The organism is Streptomyces sp. NPDC002536 (genome assembly GCF_053594995.1).
Window position 1 is genome coordinate 23,696 of sequence record NZ_JBSFWU010000078.1, and the last position, 14,464, is coordinate 38,159.

Below are 14,464 nucleotides of genomic sequence, written 5' to 3' on the forward strand. Positions count from 1 at the left end.
ATGAACGGTAGAGTCCTGCTGCGTGCACCTCAAGAGCCTTACCCTGCGCGGGTTCAAATCCTTCGCCTCCGCGACGACCCTGCGCTTCGAACCCGGCATCACCTGTGTCGTGGGCCCCAATGGTTCGGGTAAGTCCAATGTCGTCGATGCACTCTCCTGGGTCATGGGCGAGCAGGGCGCCAAGTCGCTGCGCGGCGGCAAGATGGAGGACGTCATCTTCGCCGGGACCACCGGCCGCCCGCCGCTGGGCCGCGCCGAGGTCTCCCTGACCATCGACAACTCCGACGGTGCCCTGCCCATCGAGTACGCCGAGGTCACCATCACGCGGACGATGTTCCGCAACGGCGGCAGCGAGTACCAGATCAACGGCGACACCTGCCGTCTGCTCGACATCCAGGAGCTGCTCTCCGACTCCGGCATCGGCCGCGAGATGCACGTCATCGTCGGCCAGGGTCAGCTCGACTCCGTCCTGCACGCCGACCCGCTCGGCCGTCGCGCCTTCATCGAGGAGGCGGCCGGCGTCCTCAAGCACCGCAAGCGCAAGGAGAAGGCGCTGCGCAAGCTCGACGCGATGCGGGCCAATCTCGCGCGCGTCCAGGACCTGACCGACGAACTGCGCAGGCAGCTCAAGCCGCTCGGCCGGCAGGCCGCCGTGGCCCGCCGGGCCGCCGTGATCCAGGCCGACCTGCGCGACGCCCGGCTGCGGCTGCTTGCCGACGACCTGGTCGCCCTGCGCGAGGCGCTGAGCTCCGAGATCGCCGACGAGGCGGCGCTCAAGACCCGCAAGGACGCCGCCGAGCAGCAGTTGCAGGAGGCGGCCCGGCGCGAGGCCGAGCTGGAGGAGCAGGTCCGCGAACTCACGCCGCGCCTCGCACGCGCCCAGCAGACCTGGTACGAGCTCTCCCGGCTCGCCGAGCGCGTCCGTGGGACCATCGGGCTCGCCGATGCCCGCGTCACCAGCGCCACCGCGGCCCCCGCGGAGGAGCGGCGCGGCCGCGACCCGGAGGACCTGGAGCGCGAGGCGGCGCGCATCCGCGAGCAGGAGGCCGAGCTCGAGGCCGCGCTGGAGGCGGCCGGGCGGGCCCTGGAGGACACCGCCCGGCACCGCGCCGAGCTGGAGCAGCGCCTGGCGGAGGAGGAGCGCAGGCTGCGCGACGCGGCTCGCGCCGTCGCCGACCGCCGCGAACAGCTCGCCCGGCTGCACGGCCGGGTCACCGCCGCCCGCGGCCGGGCGGCGTCCGCCGAGGCCGAGTCCGTCCGCCTGACCGCCGCCCGCGACGAGGCGTACGAGCGGGCCGCGAGCGCGCGCGAGGAGTACGAGCAGCAGCAGGCCGAGGCCGACGGGGCCGACGTCGGCGACGCGGACCTGGCCGCCCGCCACGACCGGGCCAGGGCGGAGCTGGCCGCCGCCGAGTCCGCCCTGGACGCGGCCCGCGAGGCGGCGGGCGAGGCCGGGCGGCGCCGCGCGGCGATCACGGCCCGCCGCGACGCACTGGCCCTGGGCCTGCGCCGCAAGGACGGCACGGGCGCGCTCCTGACGGCGAAGGAACGTTTGTCCGGGCTCCTCGGCCCGGCGGCGGAACTCCTCGCCGTCGCCCCCGGCAGCGAACTCCCCGTCGCCGCGGCGCTCGGCGCGGCCGCGGACGCCGTCGCCGTCACCGGCCCGGCGGCCGCGGCGGAGGCGCTGCGCCTGCTGAAGAAGGAGGACGCGGGACGCGCGGCGCTGCTCCTCGCGGGAGCACCGGACGAGCCCCCCGCAGCCCCCGCCGCCGGATTCCGGATGGCGTCCGAACTCGTCCGCGCCCCCGAGGAGTTGCGGCCTGCGGTCCGGCGCCTGCTGGGCCGTACGGTCGTCGTCGACACCCTGGAGGACGCCGAGAACCTGGTCGCCGCGCGCCCCGACCTGACCGCCGTCACCGCCGAAGGCGACGTGCTGGGCGCGCACTTCGCGCAGGGCGGCTCCGGCGGAGCGCCGAGCCTGCTGGAGGTGCAGGCGGCCGTCGACGAGGCGACGGCAGAACTTGCCGAACTCGAGAAGGAATGCGCGGAGTTGAGCACGGCTCAGCGCGCAGCGGAAGAGAACAGAACACGGACCGCAGCCCTCGTCGAGGAGCTGGCGGCCTCCCGCAGCACGGCCGACCGCGCGAAGTCGAAGGTCGCCCAGGACCTGGGCCGCCTCGCCGGGCAGGCCCGCGCCGCGGAGGGCGAGGCCGAACGCAGCGCCGCGGCCGTCGCGCGCGCACAGGAGGCACTGGCGCGCGCCGCCGAGGAGGCCGCGGAACTGGCGGAGCGGCTGGCGGCCGCCGAGGAGCTCGCGGACGACGACGGCACGGACGACCCCGACACCGCCGCCCGCGACCGGCTCGCGGCCGACGGCGCCAACGCCCGGCAGACGGAGATGGAGGCGCGGCTGCAGGTCCGTACCCACGAGGAGCGCGTCAAGGCGCTCGCGGGCCGGGCGGACGGGCTCGACCGCGCGGCGCGTGCCGAACGGGAGGCGCGGGCGCGGGCGGAACAGCGCCGTGCCCGGCTGCGCCACGAGGCGGAGGTGGCCGGGGCGGTGGCGGCCGGGGCCCGGCAGCTGCTGGCCCATGTGGAGGTCTCGCTGGTGCGCGCCGACGAGGAGCGGCAGTCGGCCGAGGCCGCCAAGGCGGAGCGCGAGCGCGAACTGGTCGCCGGGCGCAATGCCGCACGCGAGCTCAAGACCGAGCTGGACAAGCTGACGGACTCGGTCCACAAGGGCGAGGTGCTGGGCGCGGAGAAGCGGATGCGGATCGAGCAGCTGGAGGCCAAGGCTCTGGAGGAGCTCGGCGTCGAGCCCGCGGGCCTGGTCGCCGAGTACGGTCCCGACCAGCCCGTGCCGCCCTCGCCGCCGGCCGAGGGCGAGACGCTGCCCGAGGACCCGGAGCATCCCCGCAACCAGCCGGTGCCGTTCGTCAGGGCGGAACAGGAGAAGCGCCTCAAGGCGGCGGAACGGGCGTACCAGCAGCTCGGCAAGGTCAATCCGCTCGCGCTGGAGGAGTTCGCGGCCCTGGAGGAGCGGCACAACTTCCTCTCGGAGCAGCTGGAGGACCTCAAGAAGACCCGCGCCGACCTCCTCCAGGTGGTGAAGGACGTCGACAAGCGTGTCGAGGAGGTCTTCACGGCGGCCTACCGGGACACGGCCCGCGAGTTCGAGGGCGTCTTCTCCCGGCTCTTCCCCGGCGGCGAGGGGCGCCTGATCCTCACCGACCCGGACGACATGCTGGCGACCGGCGTCGACGTGGAGGCCCGCCCGCCGGGCAAGAAGGTCAAGCGCCTGTCCCTGCTCTCGGGCGGCGAGCGCTCCCTCACGGCGGTGGCGCTGCTCGTGGCGATCTTCAAGGCCCGCCCGAGCCCGTTCTACGTGATGGACGAGGTCGAGGCGGCGCTGGACGACACCAATCTCCAGCGGCTGATCGGGATCATGAAAGAGCTGCAGGAGAGCTCGCAGCTGATCGTGATCACTCACCAGAAGCGGACGATGGAGGTCGCGGACGCGCTCTACGGGGTGTCGATGCAGGGCGACGGCGTTTCGAAGGTCATCAGCCAACGCCTTCGTTGATCAACTTCACTACTTGAACTCAACTCCCCGGCAAACGGGGGGAAACATCTTCATCACATTCTCTTGACTTAGAGAAATGAAGGCATAGGGTCTCCCACGTTGCTTACGCCTTCACGTGGTGGTCTTTTGATCTTCCACCGGAAAGGCCGCCCCCCACCCCCGGCAGTGTGGCCGGGGTGCCCCAGGAGTACACGTTGACCAGCACAGCGACGGCAGCGAAGGGGTCCGAGGGCCGCAAGGCCCAGCCGGACCACCTCGGCCACGTCATCTTCATCACCGCGGCCGCGGCCATGGGCGGCTTCCTCTTCGGTTACGACAGCTCCGTGATCAACGGCGCCGTCGAGGGCATCCGCCACAAGTACGACATCGGCTCCGCCGCGCTCGCCCAGGTCATCGCGATCGCGCTGATCGGCTGCGCGATCGGCGCCGCCACGGCCGGCCGCGTCGCGGACCGCATCGGCCGCATCCGTGTGATGCAGATCTCCGCGGCCCTGTTCACCGTCAGCGCCGTCGGCTCGGCCCTGCCGTTCGCCCTGTGGGACCTCGCCCTGTGGCGCGTCCTCGGCGGCATAGCCATCGGCATGGCCTCGGTCATCGGCCCGGCCTACATCGCCGAGGTCTCCCCGCCGGCCTACCGCGGCCGTCTCGGCTCGTTCCAGCAGGCCGCGATCGTCGTCGGCATCGCCATCTCGCAGCTCGTCAACTGGGGCATCCTCAACGCCGCGGGCGGCGACCAGCGCGGCCACCTCCTCGGCATCGAGGCCTGGCAGCTCATGCTCGGCGTCATGGTGGTCCCGGCCGTCCTCTACGGCCTGCTCTCCTTCGCCATCCCCGAGTCCCCCCGCTTCCTGATCTCGGTCGGCAAGCTCGACAAGGCCAAGACCGTCCTGGCCGAGGTCGAGGGCAAGAGCACCGACCTCGACGCACGCGTCGCCGAGATCGAGCACGCGATGCACAACGAGCAGAAGTCCACCTTCAAGGACCTGCTCGGCGGCCGCTTCGGCCTGCTCCCGATCGTCTGGGTCGGCATCGGCCTCTCGGTCTTCCAGCAGTTCGTCGGCATCAACGTCGCGTTCTACTACTCCTCGACGCTGTGGCAGTCGGTGGGCGTCAACCCCGAGAGCTCGTTCTTCTACAGCTTCACCACGTCGATCATCAACATCGTCGGCACCGTGATCGCGATGGTCCTCGTCGACCGCATCGGCCGCAAGCCGCTCGCCCTCGTCGGCTCCGTCGGCATGGCCGTCTCCCTCGCCCTTGAGGCCTGGGCCTTCGCCTCCAAGTCCGCGGACGGCACCCTGCCGACCGGCCAGGGCACCGTGGCCCTCATCGCGGCCCACGCGTTCGTGCTCTTCTTCGCGCTCTCCTGGGGCGTCGTGGTCTGGGTCTTCCTCGGCGAGATGTTCCCCAACCGCATCCGCGCCGCGGCCCTGGGCGTCGCCGCCTCGGCTCAGTGGGTCGCCAACTGGGCCATCACGGCCAGCTTCCCGAGCCTCGCGGACTGGAACCTCTCGGGTGCGTACATCATCTACGCGGTCTTCGCCGTGCTCTCCATTCCCTTCGTGATGAAGTTCGTGAAGGAGACGAAGGGCAAGGCGTTGGAGGAGATGGGCTGACCTACCCCGCCGCCCACTCCTCTGCGAGGCGCTGACCCGACTTCGGGTCAGCGCCTTTGCGTTTGCCGGGGCAGGGGTCCGTGTCCGACTGCCCGCCGTCGTGGCGTGCGTGTGTCACCCTCCCGCTCCACCCGTTGCTCCGCACCGCAGGCTCGGGTCTCCTGCGGGGGCGGGCCGCCGTCGGCGTCGTACGGCGTCGTACGGACGCGAGGGGGTGGGGCGGGGACGGGCCCTGGAGAGGGACGTAAAAACTTTTTGGGACGAAAGGGCGGGGCGCCCCGCGTGGAACGGACCGTCACGAAAAGTTCAGTCCCCGGAAGGGCCCGTCCCCGCCCCGCCCCCGACCCACGCACGCAAAACGGCCCCCTGCGAAACGCAGGGGGCCGTTCGACGTCGAGAGCGAGGGCTTACTTCTCCTGCTCCCGGGGAGCGGGAAGCACCGCCATCAGCACAGCCGAGATCACGATCGTCGCGGCCCAGCCCAGCCCGTACTTGCCCACGAACGTCCCGGACAGCGGCCCGCTGAACCACGCGCACTGCGTGAAGCAGAGACCGGCGACCAGCGCCACCGCCCACGCCGTCATGGCCTGCCAGCAGAAGCCGCCCGCGTACCAGTACCGGCTCGACGGGCTGGTGTCCATCAGCCCCTCCGCGTCGTACCGCACGGCCTGCACCCGGCGCCGCGCCATGTCGACCGCGTAGACACCGATCCACGCCGAGAACGAGACGGCCAGCAGGATCAGGAAGGTGATGAACGAGCTCAGGAAGCTCTTCGCGACCAGCATCAGCATCAGACCGCCCACCAGCGAGATGGCGGCGTTGATGCTCACGGCCATCGCACGCGGCAGCTTGACGCCCATCGTCTGGGCGGTGAAACCGGCCGAGTACATCGACAGCGAGTTGATCAGCAGCATGCCCACGATCGCCGTGATCAGGTACGGCACGGCCAGCCACGTCGGCAGGATGTCACCGAGGAAGGACACCGGGTCCGGCGCCTCGGCGAGCCCCGGCGCGGCCACGGCCATCACGGCACCCATGAGCACCATCGGCACCATCACCACACCGGCACCGGAGACCGTCGCACCGACGATCTTCTTGCCGGACGCGGAGTGCGGAAGGTAGCGCGCGAAGTCGGGCCCGGTGGGCACCCAGCTGATGCCGCCCGCCGCGATCGTGCCGATACCGGCGATCATCATCGCGGTCGAACCGGCCGGCTTCGAGAAGACGTCGTGCCACTTGATGTGCACGACGAGGTACCCGAGCACGAGCACGCTGAAGACGCCGAAGAGGTAAGTCGACCACTTGTTGCAGACGTTGAGGGCCTTCCGGCCCATGCCGCTCACGAGGAACGTGCAGGCAACGAAAACGAACAGCGTGATCACGATCAGCACGCTGTTGCTCTTGATCCCGAACAGCAGGTCGAGCACGGTCAGTACGGCGTACGCACCGGTGACCGCGTTGATCGTCTCCCAGCCGAACCGGGCGACCCAGAGGATCGCACCCGGGAAGAGGTTGCCGCGCACGCCGAACGTCGCGCGGGAGAGCATCGCGCCCGGCGCGCCGCCCCACTTCCCGGAGACCGACAGCACGCCGACCATGCCGAAGGACGCGAGGGCCGCGCATCCGGCGACGATCAGGACCTGCCAGAAGTTGAGCTTGTTGAAGACCACCAGGGCGGCGCCCATGGTGAGCAGCAGCACGCTGATGTTGGCGGCGACCCAGGTCGGGAAGAGCTCCCGGACCCGGCCGTGCCGCTCGTGGTCCGGTACGGGCTCGATGCCGCGGGTTTCTATCGCGCCTTCGGAGTCGGCGGCTGCAGTGGTGGACACATCGTCCAGCAGAGCGCCGTCCGTGCGGACGGCGCTGTCCGTGGTGGGGGCCATGGGGATGGGGGCTCCGTGCAGGTGATGCGGGGGCGGGAGGCCTCAAGGGGTGTCGGCGAGCCGTTCAGGCCCGCCAAGGCCTCTGACCAGAAAAGGTCTTTGCGGACTCTACGCGCGTCACGTAGGTGCACGCCATCGTACTTTGCTCCAACTTTGGCCGGATAGTGCCATTGGTCCTCGTGGTAAACCACAAAGACCCGGCGATCGCACCGCGAAAATCCGGGGCCGACGAGGCGGCACCGGCATGCCGCCCCGGTGTCCGATACTGGGGGCGTTATGGAATTCGTCATCCTTGCCGTAGTCATCGCTGTGGTCGCGCTCGGCGCGATCAGCGGGCTCGTGGTGAGCAGCCGCAAGAAGAAGCAGCTGCCCCCGGCGCCGCCGAGCAGCCCGTCCGTCACCGCGCCGCCCGCCGAGCCCCACGTCGGCGAGGAGGCCGAAGCCCCGCGCGAGGAAGCGCGCCGCACCATCGAAGAGGTGGAACTGCCGGAGGCCGCCGAGGCCCCGGTGGAGGAGGCGCCGGTCGTCGAGCCGGAGGCCGCGGCCGAGGCCTCCGCTCCGGCCGAGCCCGCCGTGGAGGTCCCCGAGCCCACCGCCGGCCGCCTCGTCCGGCTGCGCGCGCGCCTCTCGCGCTCGCAGAACTCCCTGGGCAAGGGTCTGCTGACCCTGCTCTCCCGGGAGCACCTCGACGAGGACACCTGGGAGGAGATCGAGGACACCCTGCTCACCGCCGACGTGGGTGTCGCGCCCACGCAGGAACTGGTCGAGCGGCTGCGCGAGCGCGTCAAGGTGCTCGGCACCCGCACCCCCGAGGAACTGCGCACCCTGCTCCGCGAGGAGCTGCTCACGCTCATCGGCACCGACTTCGACCGCAGCGTCCACACCGAGCCCGGTGTCGGCGTGAACGGCGAGGAGAAGCCCGGCGTCGTCATGGTCGTCGGCGTCAACGGCACCGGCAAGACCACCACCACGGGCAAGCTCGCCCGGGTGCTGGTGGCCGACGGAAAGTCCGTCGTGCTGGGCGCCGCCGACACCTTCCGCGCCGCCGCGGCCGAGCAGCTGCAGACCTGGGGCGAGCGCGTCGGCGCCCGCACCGTCCGCGGCCCCGAGGGCGGCGACCCGGCGTCGGTCGCCTTCGATGCGGTCAAGGAGGGCATCGCCGAGAACGCGGACGTCGTCCTGATCGACACCGCGGGCCGGCTGCACACCAAGACCGGCCTCATGGACGAGCTGGGCAAGGTCAAGCGGGTCGTCGAGAAGCACGGCTCGGTGGACGAGGTCCTGCTGGTCCTGGACGCCACCACCGGCCAGAACGGCCTGGTGCAGGCCCGGGTGTTCGCCGAGGTCGTGAACATCACGGGCATCGTCCTCACCAAGCTGGACGGCACCGCCAAGGGCGGCATCGTCGTCGCCGTCCAGCGCGAGCTGGGCGTGCCGGTGAAGCTGGTGGGTCTGGGCGAGGGCGCGGACGACCTGGCGCCGTTCGAGCCGGAGGCGTTCGTCGATGCGCTGATCGGCGACTGAACGTCGCGATCTCCACGGGCGTGAAGGAAGGGCCTCTCCGCAAGGGCGGAGGGGCCCTTTGCCGTGGGTGCCGTCCCGGGCAGTACGTCATCTGCGGGTGCGTCGTGGCTTGTCGCGCAGTTCCCCGCGCCCCTTACGGGGCGCCGCCGCCCGACCTATGCGACACGTACGCCAGCGTGCCCAGCAGCAGCCTCGCCTCCGGGGGGCGGTCCGCCGTGTCGAGGGCGGGTGGGCGGAGCCAGCGCATCGGGCCGAGGCCGGCGAAGTCCGAGGGCGGGGCGGTGATGTGGTCGCCGGGGCCCAGGCCGCGCAGGTCGAGCCGGGTGTCGTCCCAGCCCATCCGGTAGAGCAGCTGGGGGAGTTGCACGGCGGCGCCCGGCGCGACGAAGAACAGGGCGCGGCCGTGCGGGGTGAGGGCGACGGGCCCGAGCGGGAGCCCCATCCGCTCGAGACGGGCCAGCGCGTGCCGCCCGGCCGCCTCGCTGACCTCCAGGACGTCGAACGAGCGCCCCACCGGCAGCAGCACGGCCGCTCCCGGCACCTCGGCCCAGGCGGCCGCCGCCTCGTCCAGCGTGGAGCCGGCCGGGACGGGTGGGGCGAAGGAGAGCGGGTGGGCCCCGGGGGCGGGGCAGCCGGCGGCGCCGCAGGAGCAGCTCACGCGGCCGCCGCGCGCGGCGCGGGCGCCCGGCGCCACGTCCCACCCCCACAGGCCGGTGTACTCCGCGACCGTGGTCGCGGTGTCGGACGCGCGGCCTCGGCGCCGAGAGCCCGAGCGCAGATCCCGGATGCCGCCGATTGTGAAGCCCATGCCCCCTCCAACGGGTCTGTTTCGCGGTTGGTTACGTGTCGGAGTGTCTCGGACACGTACGGTCGCGGACCTCGTCTCCGGGGCGGCGCGACGGTGCGCGAGAGGTGGTGCGGAGCGCGGTGCGCGCCGCCCTGTGCACCGATCCACCCGTCGTCCGGCCGCCGCCGCCCGGCGGCGCGGCCGGCGGCTCACCGACTCCCTTGATCCTTTCCGGGGTTGCCGGATGTCAAGTCAATCGCGGCCGGTGGCACAGCAGTTCATTCGTTGGGGTGGCGAATGGTGGCGTTTGCTGGACTGCACTCGCCTGATCGGTGATCGTAGGATTACTTTCGGTGCAAGAACCCCGGGAGATGCGCCCAGCAGTGGGTATGCCGGAGGCATGTGACGCTTCCCGTCGTTCCCGGCGGCGCCCGCGCATCGCCGGACAGGCCGCCGCAACAGGCGGCATGCTGTTGGCGGTTCGCGCGGCGGCGCGCACAGAGCAGACTTTCGGGATGGGGGCATTCCAGTGGGCGGCAACGTCAGCGGTGCCGATGGAGCCGGCAGGGCCGATCGGCAGGAGCGGTCCGAGAAGCGTCCGAACGAGCAGCTGAACTCCTGGTTCCTGCGGAGCGGCTGGTCGAAGGGCGAGCTGGCCCGGCAAGTGAACCGCCGGGCCCGCCAGTTGGGTGCCCATCACATCAGCACGGACACCTCCCGTGTGCGTCGCTGGCTGGACGGCGAGCAGCCGCGCGAGCCGATCCCGAAGATCCTCTCCGAGCTGTTCTCGGAGCGCTTCGGCTGCGTGGTCGGCATCGAGGACATCGGGCTGCGCGCCGCGCATCAGTCGCCCTCCGTCGGCGGGGTGGACATGCCCTGGGCCGGCCGGCAGACGGTCGAGCTCCTCAGCGAGTTCTCCCGCAGCGATCTGATGCTGGCCCGGCGGGGATTCCTCGGCACCTCGCTCGCCCTCTCCGCGGGTCCCGCCCTCATCGAGCCGATGCAGCGCTGGCTGGTCCCCGGCCCGTCGAGCCGGGAGGAGCGGTCCGAGGGAGCGGCCGCGCAGGAGCGCTCCCGGCGCGGCACCCGGCTCTCCAAACCGGAGCTGGAGCTGCTGGAGTCCACGACGAAGATGTTCCGTCAGTGGGACGCCCAGTGCGGTGGCGGCCTGCGCCGCAAGGCCGTGGTCGGGCAGCTCCACGAGGTGACGGACCTGCTCCAGGAGCCCCAGGCGGAGGCCACTGCCAGGCGCCTGTTCAAGGTCGCCGCCGAACTGGCCGAGCTGGCGGGCTGGATGAGCTACGACGTCGGCCTGCACCCGACGGCGCAGAAATACTTCGTCCTGGCGCTGCACGCCGCGAAGGAGGCCGGGGACCGCCCGCTCGGTTCGTACATCCTCTCCAACATGAGCCGCCAGATGATCCATCTCGGCCGCCCCGACGATGCGTTGGAGCTGATCCACCTCGGCCAGTACGGCTCGCGGGAGACGGCCACCCCGCGCACCCAGGCCATGCTCTACGCCATGGAGGCGCGGGCCTACGCCAGCATGGGGCAGCCGGCCAAGTGCAAGCGCGCGGTCACCATGGCGGAGGACTGCTTCGCCGACTGCCTGCCCGCCGACGGGGATCCCGACTGGATCCGCTTCTTCTCCGAGGCCGAGCTCAACGCGGAGAACGCCCACTCCTTCCGCGATCTCGCCTATGTGGCGGGCCGCAGCCCGACGTACGCCTCGCTGGCCCGGCCCAAGATGGAGCGGGCCGTCGAGCTGTTCTCCCAGGACCCCGAGCACCAACGGTCGTATGCGCTCAATCTGATCGGCATGGCCACCGTGCACCTGATGGAGCGCGAGCCGGAGGAGTCCACGCTCCTGGCCGGCCAGGCCCTCAGGATCGCCAAGCAGGTCCGCTCGGAGCGGGTGAACAACCGCCTGCGCAAGACCGTGGATTCCGCCGTGCGTGATTTCGGCGGGGTGTCCGAAGTCCGTGAGCTCACCGACCAACTCGCCCTTCACCTGCCGGACTCGGTGGAAGCCGCCCAGGCGGTCTGACGCCCTCCGGCCCCTCGGACCCGGCCGCGACGACCCTCCCGTACAGCCCGACTCGGCTCCCCCACGCCAGGTCATACCGGGTGGTCGTCGCGGTCGGTTTGCATGGTCGCCGGGGCGGTCCGGCGGAGGGTAGCGGCAATTCCGGCCGGGCTCCGGGCAATTCACCCGGGCGTAACACGGGCGATGTGTTCGTCACTGGCGCGAAACAACCTGCGGCATCGGCTGAAACGGTGCTGCGCGAGCCTGACGCGACACCGGCCCGGGGAACGACGGCCCGCACGGGGGTCAGGGCCGTGGCTATCGAGGAGACACCGACTTGAATGGCGCAGATACCGCATTCGTACTGATCAGTGCCGCGCTCGTGATGCTGATGACGCCGGGCCTGGCCTTCTTCTACGGCGGCATGGTGCGGGTGAAGAGCGCCCTCAACATGCTCATGATGTCCTTCATCTCGCTCGGCATCGTCAGCGTGCTGTGGGTCCTCTACGGCTATTCGCTCGCCTTCGGGGACGATCTCGGCGCAGGGCTTCTGGGCAACTTCGACCACATCGGGCTGAAGGGCATCAGCCCCGAGACGCTGACCAACGGCAAGGACGGCATCCCGGTCCTCGCCTTCGCGTTCTTCCAGCTGATGTTCGCCGTCATCACCCCCGCCCTGATGAGCGGCGCCCTCGCGGACCGCGTGAAGTTCAGCGCCTGGGCCCTGTTCATCGCCCTGTGGGTGACGGTCGTCTACTTCCCGATCGCGCACTGGGTCTGGCAGCCCGACGGCTGGCTGGCCCAGCTCAAGGTCATCGACTTCGCGGGCGGCACCGCCGTCCACATCAACGCGGGCATCGGCGGCCTGGCCGCCGTCCTCGTCGTCGGCAAGCGCATCGGCTTCACCAAGGACCCCATGCGCCCCCACAGCCTCCCCCTGGTGATGCTGGGCGCGGGACTGCTGTGGTTCGGCTGGTTCGGCTTCAACGCAGGCTCCGCCCTCGCCGCCAACGGCACCGCCGCCAATATGGCGTTCAACACCCAGGTCGCCACGGGTGCGGCCATGCTCGGCTGGCTGGTCTACGAGCGCATCAAGCACGGCGCCTTCACCACCCTGGGCGCGGCCTCCGGGGCCGTCGCCGGCCTCGTCGCCATCACCCCCTCCGGTGCCGCCGTCAACGCCTTCGGCGCCCTGCTCATCGGCGTCGTCGCCGGGGCCGTCTGCTCCTGGGCCGTCGGCCTCAAGTTCAAGCTCGGCTTCGACGACTCGCTCGACGTCGTCGGCGTCCACCTCGTCGGCGGCGTCATCGGCACCCTGCTCGTCGGCGTCCTCGCCGTGAACGGCGTGGGCGGTGCCGTCCAGCTCGGCCGCCAGGCGGTCGGGGCGTTCTCGGTGCTCGCCTACTCCTTCACCGTCTCCTGGCTCCTGGCCAAGCTCGTCGACAAGCTCGTCGGCTTCCGGGCGAGCGAGGACGACGAGGTCAGCGGCCTCGACCAGGCCCTGCACGCCGAGACCGCCTACGACTTCAGCGCGGTCGGCGGCGCCCCGGCGCAGCGCACCGCCGCCCCGTCCGCCGCCGACCAGCAGCCCCCGGCCCCGAACAGCAAGAAGGTCGATGTATGAAGCTCATCACCGCAGTCGTCAAGCCCTTCCAGGTGGAGGCGGTCAAGGAGGCCCTGCAGGCGTACGGGGTCCACGGCCTGACCGTCACCGACGCCCAGGGCTACGGCCGGCAGCGCGGGCACACCGAGGTCTACCGCGGCGCGGAGTACCAAGTGGACCTGCTGCCCAAGACGCGCATAGAGGTACTCGTCGACGATGTCGATGTGGAGCGGGTCGTCGACGAGATCGTCAAGGCCGCCCGGACCGGCAAGATCGGTGACGGCAAGGTGTGGGTCGTCCCCGTCGAGACGGTCGTCCGCGTCCGCACCGACGAGCGCGGCCCGGATGCGCTCTGAACCCAGGGAGCCCACGGTGACGGACACCGACGAAGGCGGCGGCTACGCGGCCGCCCGGCTGCGCCTCCTGCACGAGGAGGCGCACGCCGGGCCCCGGCTGCGGGCCGAGCTCGCCCGGCTCACCGACGGCTGGCTCGGCGGGCTGCTGGGCCGCACCCGGGGCGTCGCCCTCGTCGCCGTCGGGGGCTACGGGCGCGGGGAGCTCTCCCCGCGCAGCGACCTGGACGTGCTGCTCCTCCACGACGGCACGGCCGACGCCACCGCGACGGCCGCCCTGGCCGACCGCGTCTGGTACCCCGTCTGGGACATGGGCCTCGCCCTCGACCACTCCGTCCGCACCCCCGCCGAGGCCCGCAAGACCGCCGCCTCCGACCTCAAGGTCCACCTCGGCCTGCTCGACGCCCGGCACCTCGCCGGGGACCCCGCTCTGACCGCCGCCCTGCGCACCACGGCCTACGAGGACTGGCGCGCCCAGGCCCCCGGCCGGCTGCCGGAGCTGCGCGAGATGTGCGAGGAGCGTGCCCGGCGCCAGGGCGAGCTGCGCTTCCTGCTGGAGCCCGACCTGAAGGAGGCCCGCGGCGGGCTGCGCGACGCCACCGCCCTGCGCGCGGTCGCCGCCTCCTGGCTCGCCGACGCTCCGCGCGAGGGCCTGGAGGAGGCCCGCACCCTGCTCCTCGACACCCGCGACGCCCTCCACCTGGCCACCGGCCGCGCCTCCGACCGGCTCACCCTCCAGGAACAGCACCAGGTCGCCACGGCCCTCGGCCTGCCCGACGCGGACGCCCTGCTGCGCCGCGTCTATGAGGCGGCCCGCACCGTCTCGTACGCAGCCGACGTCACCTGGCGCGAGGTCGGCCGGGTGCTGCGCGCCCGCTCCGGACGGGCCCGGCTGCGGCGCATCCTCGGCGGCCGCGGGGGCCGGGGCGGCTTCGTGGAGCCCGAGCGGATCCCGCTCGCCGAGGGCGTCGTCGAGCAGGAGGGCGAGGCGGTGCTCGCCCGTACCGCGCGCCCCGCCCTGGTTGGCGAGGTCCACGCCGGCCATCGGCTCGTCCATGATCAGCAGTTCGGGTTCCCCGGCGAGCGCGC

The 14,464-nt window shown here is 71.8% G+C and carries 9 protein-coding genes; 7 read left to right on the forward strand and 2 right to left on the reverse strand.

Annotation, left to right across the window (positions count from 1 at the left end; translation table 11 throughout):
* Positions 1–22 precede the first annotated feature (22 nt).
* Complete coding sequence (gene smc / locus ACWD4B_RS25185; protein WP_451422867.1) at positions 23–3,583, forward strand: chromosome segregation protein SMC; 3,561 nt, start codon at positions 23–25, stop codon at positions 3,581–3,583.
* 194 nt (positions 3,584–3,777) lie between these two features.
* Complete coding sequence (locus tag ACWD4B_RS25190; protein WP_451422868.1) at positions 3,778–5,199, forward strand: sugar porter family MFS transporter; 1,422 nt, start codon at positions 3,778–3,780, stop codon at positions 5,197–5,199.
* 407 nt (positions 5,200–5,606) lie between these two features.
* On the opposite strand, the gene ACWD4B_RS25195 is transcribed toward ACWD4B_RS25190, so the two are convergent.
* On the reverse strand, positions 5,607–7,082 hold the full coding sequence (locus ACWD4B_RS25195; RefSeq protein WP_451422869.1) for a purine-cytosine permease family protein: 1,476 nt from the start codon (positions 7,080–7,082) through the stop codon (positions 5,607–5,609).
* Positions 7,083–7,358: 276 nt separating this feature from the next.
* Between ACWD4B_RS25195 and ftsY the strand changes: the two genes are divergently transcribed.
* Complete coding sequence (gene ftsY / locus ACWD4B_RS25200; protein WP_451422870.1) at positions 7,359–8,606, forward strand: signal recognition particle-docking protein FtsY; 1,248 nt, start codon at positions 7,359–7,361, stop codon at positions 8,604–8,606.
* Positions 8,607–8,739: 133 nt separating this feature from the next.
* On the opposite strand, the gene ACWD4B_RS25205 is transcribed toward ftsY, so the two are convergent.
* The gene (locus ACWD4B_RS25205) at positions 8,740–9,414 is read right to left on the reverse strand and encodes a bifunctional DNA primase/polymerase (RefSeq protein WP_451422871.1); all 675 of its coding nucleotides are present in this window, start codon (positions 9,412–9,414) and stop codon (positions 8,740–8,742) included.
* Positions 9,415–9,922: 508 nt separating this feature from the next.
* Between ACWD4B_RS25205 and nsdA the strand changes: the two genes are divergently transcribed.
* The 4 genes from nsdA to ACWD4B_RS25225 all read left to right on the forward strand — a co-directional run.
* Positions 9,923–11,440, forward strand: a complete 1,518-nt coding sequence (nsdA, locus tag ACWD4B_RS25210; protein WP_451422872.1) for a transcriptional repressor NsdA — start codon at positions 9,923–9,925, stop codon at positions 11,438–11,440.
* Between the two features lie 316 nt (positions 11,441–11,756).
* Positions 11,757–13,043, forward strand: coding sequence for an ammonium transporter (locus ACWD4B_RS25215; protein WP_451422873.1), 1,287 nt, complete (start codon positions 11,757–11,759; stop codon positions 13,041–13,043).
* Positions 13,040–13,378, forward strand: a complete 339-nt coding sequence (locus tag ACWD4B_RS25220) for a P-II family nitrogen regulator (protein WP_451422874.1) — start codon at positions 13,040–13,042, stop codon at positions 13,376–13,378. The genes ACWD4B_RS25215 and ACWD4B_RS25220 overlap by 4 nt, the downstream gene beginning before the upstream one ends.
* A partial coding sequence (locus ACWD4B_RS25225; protein WP_451422875.1) for a [protein-PII] uridylyltransferase family protein occupies positions 13,368–14,464 on the forward strand: 1,097 nt, incomplete at its 3' end. The genes ACWD4B_RS25220 and ACWD4B_RS25225, both read left to right, overlap by 11 nt.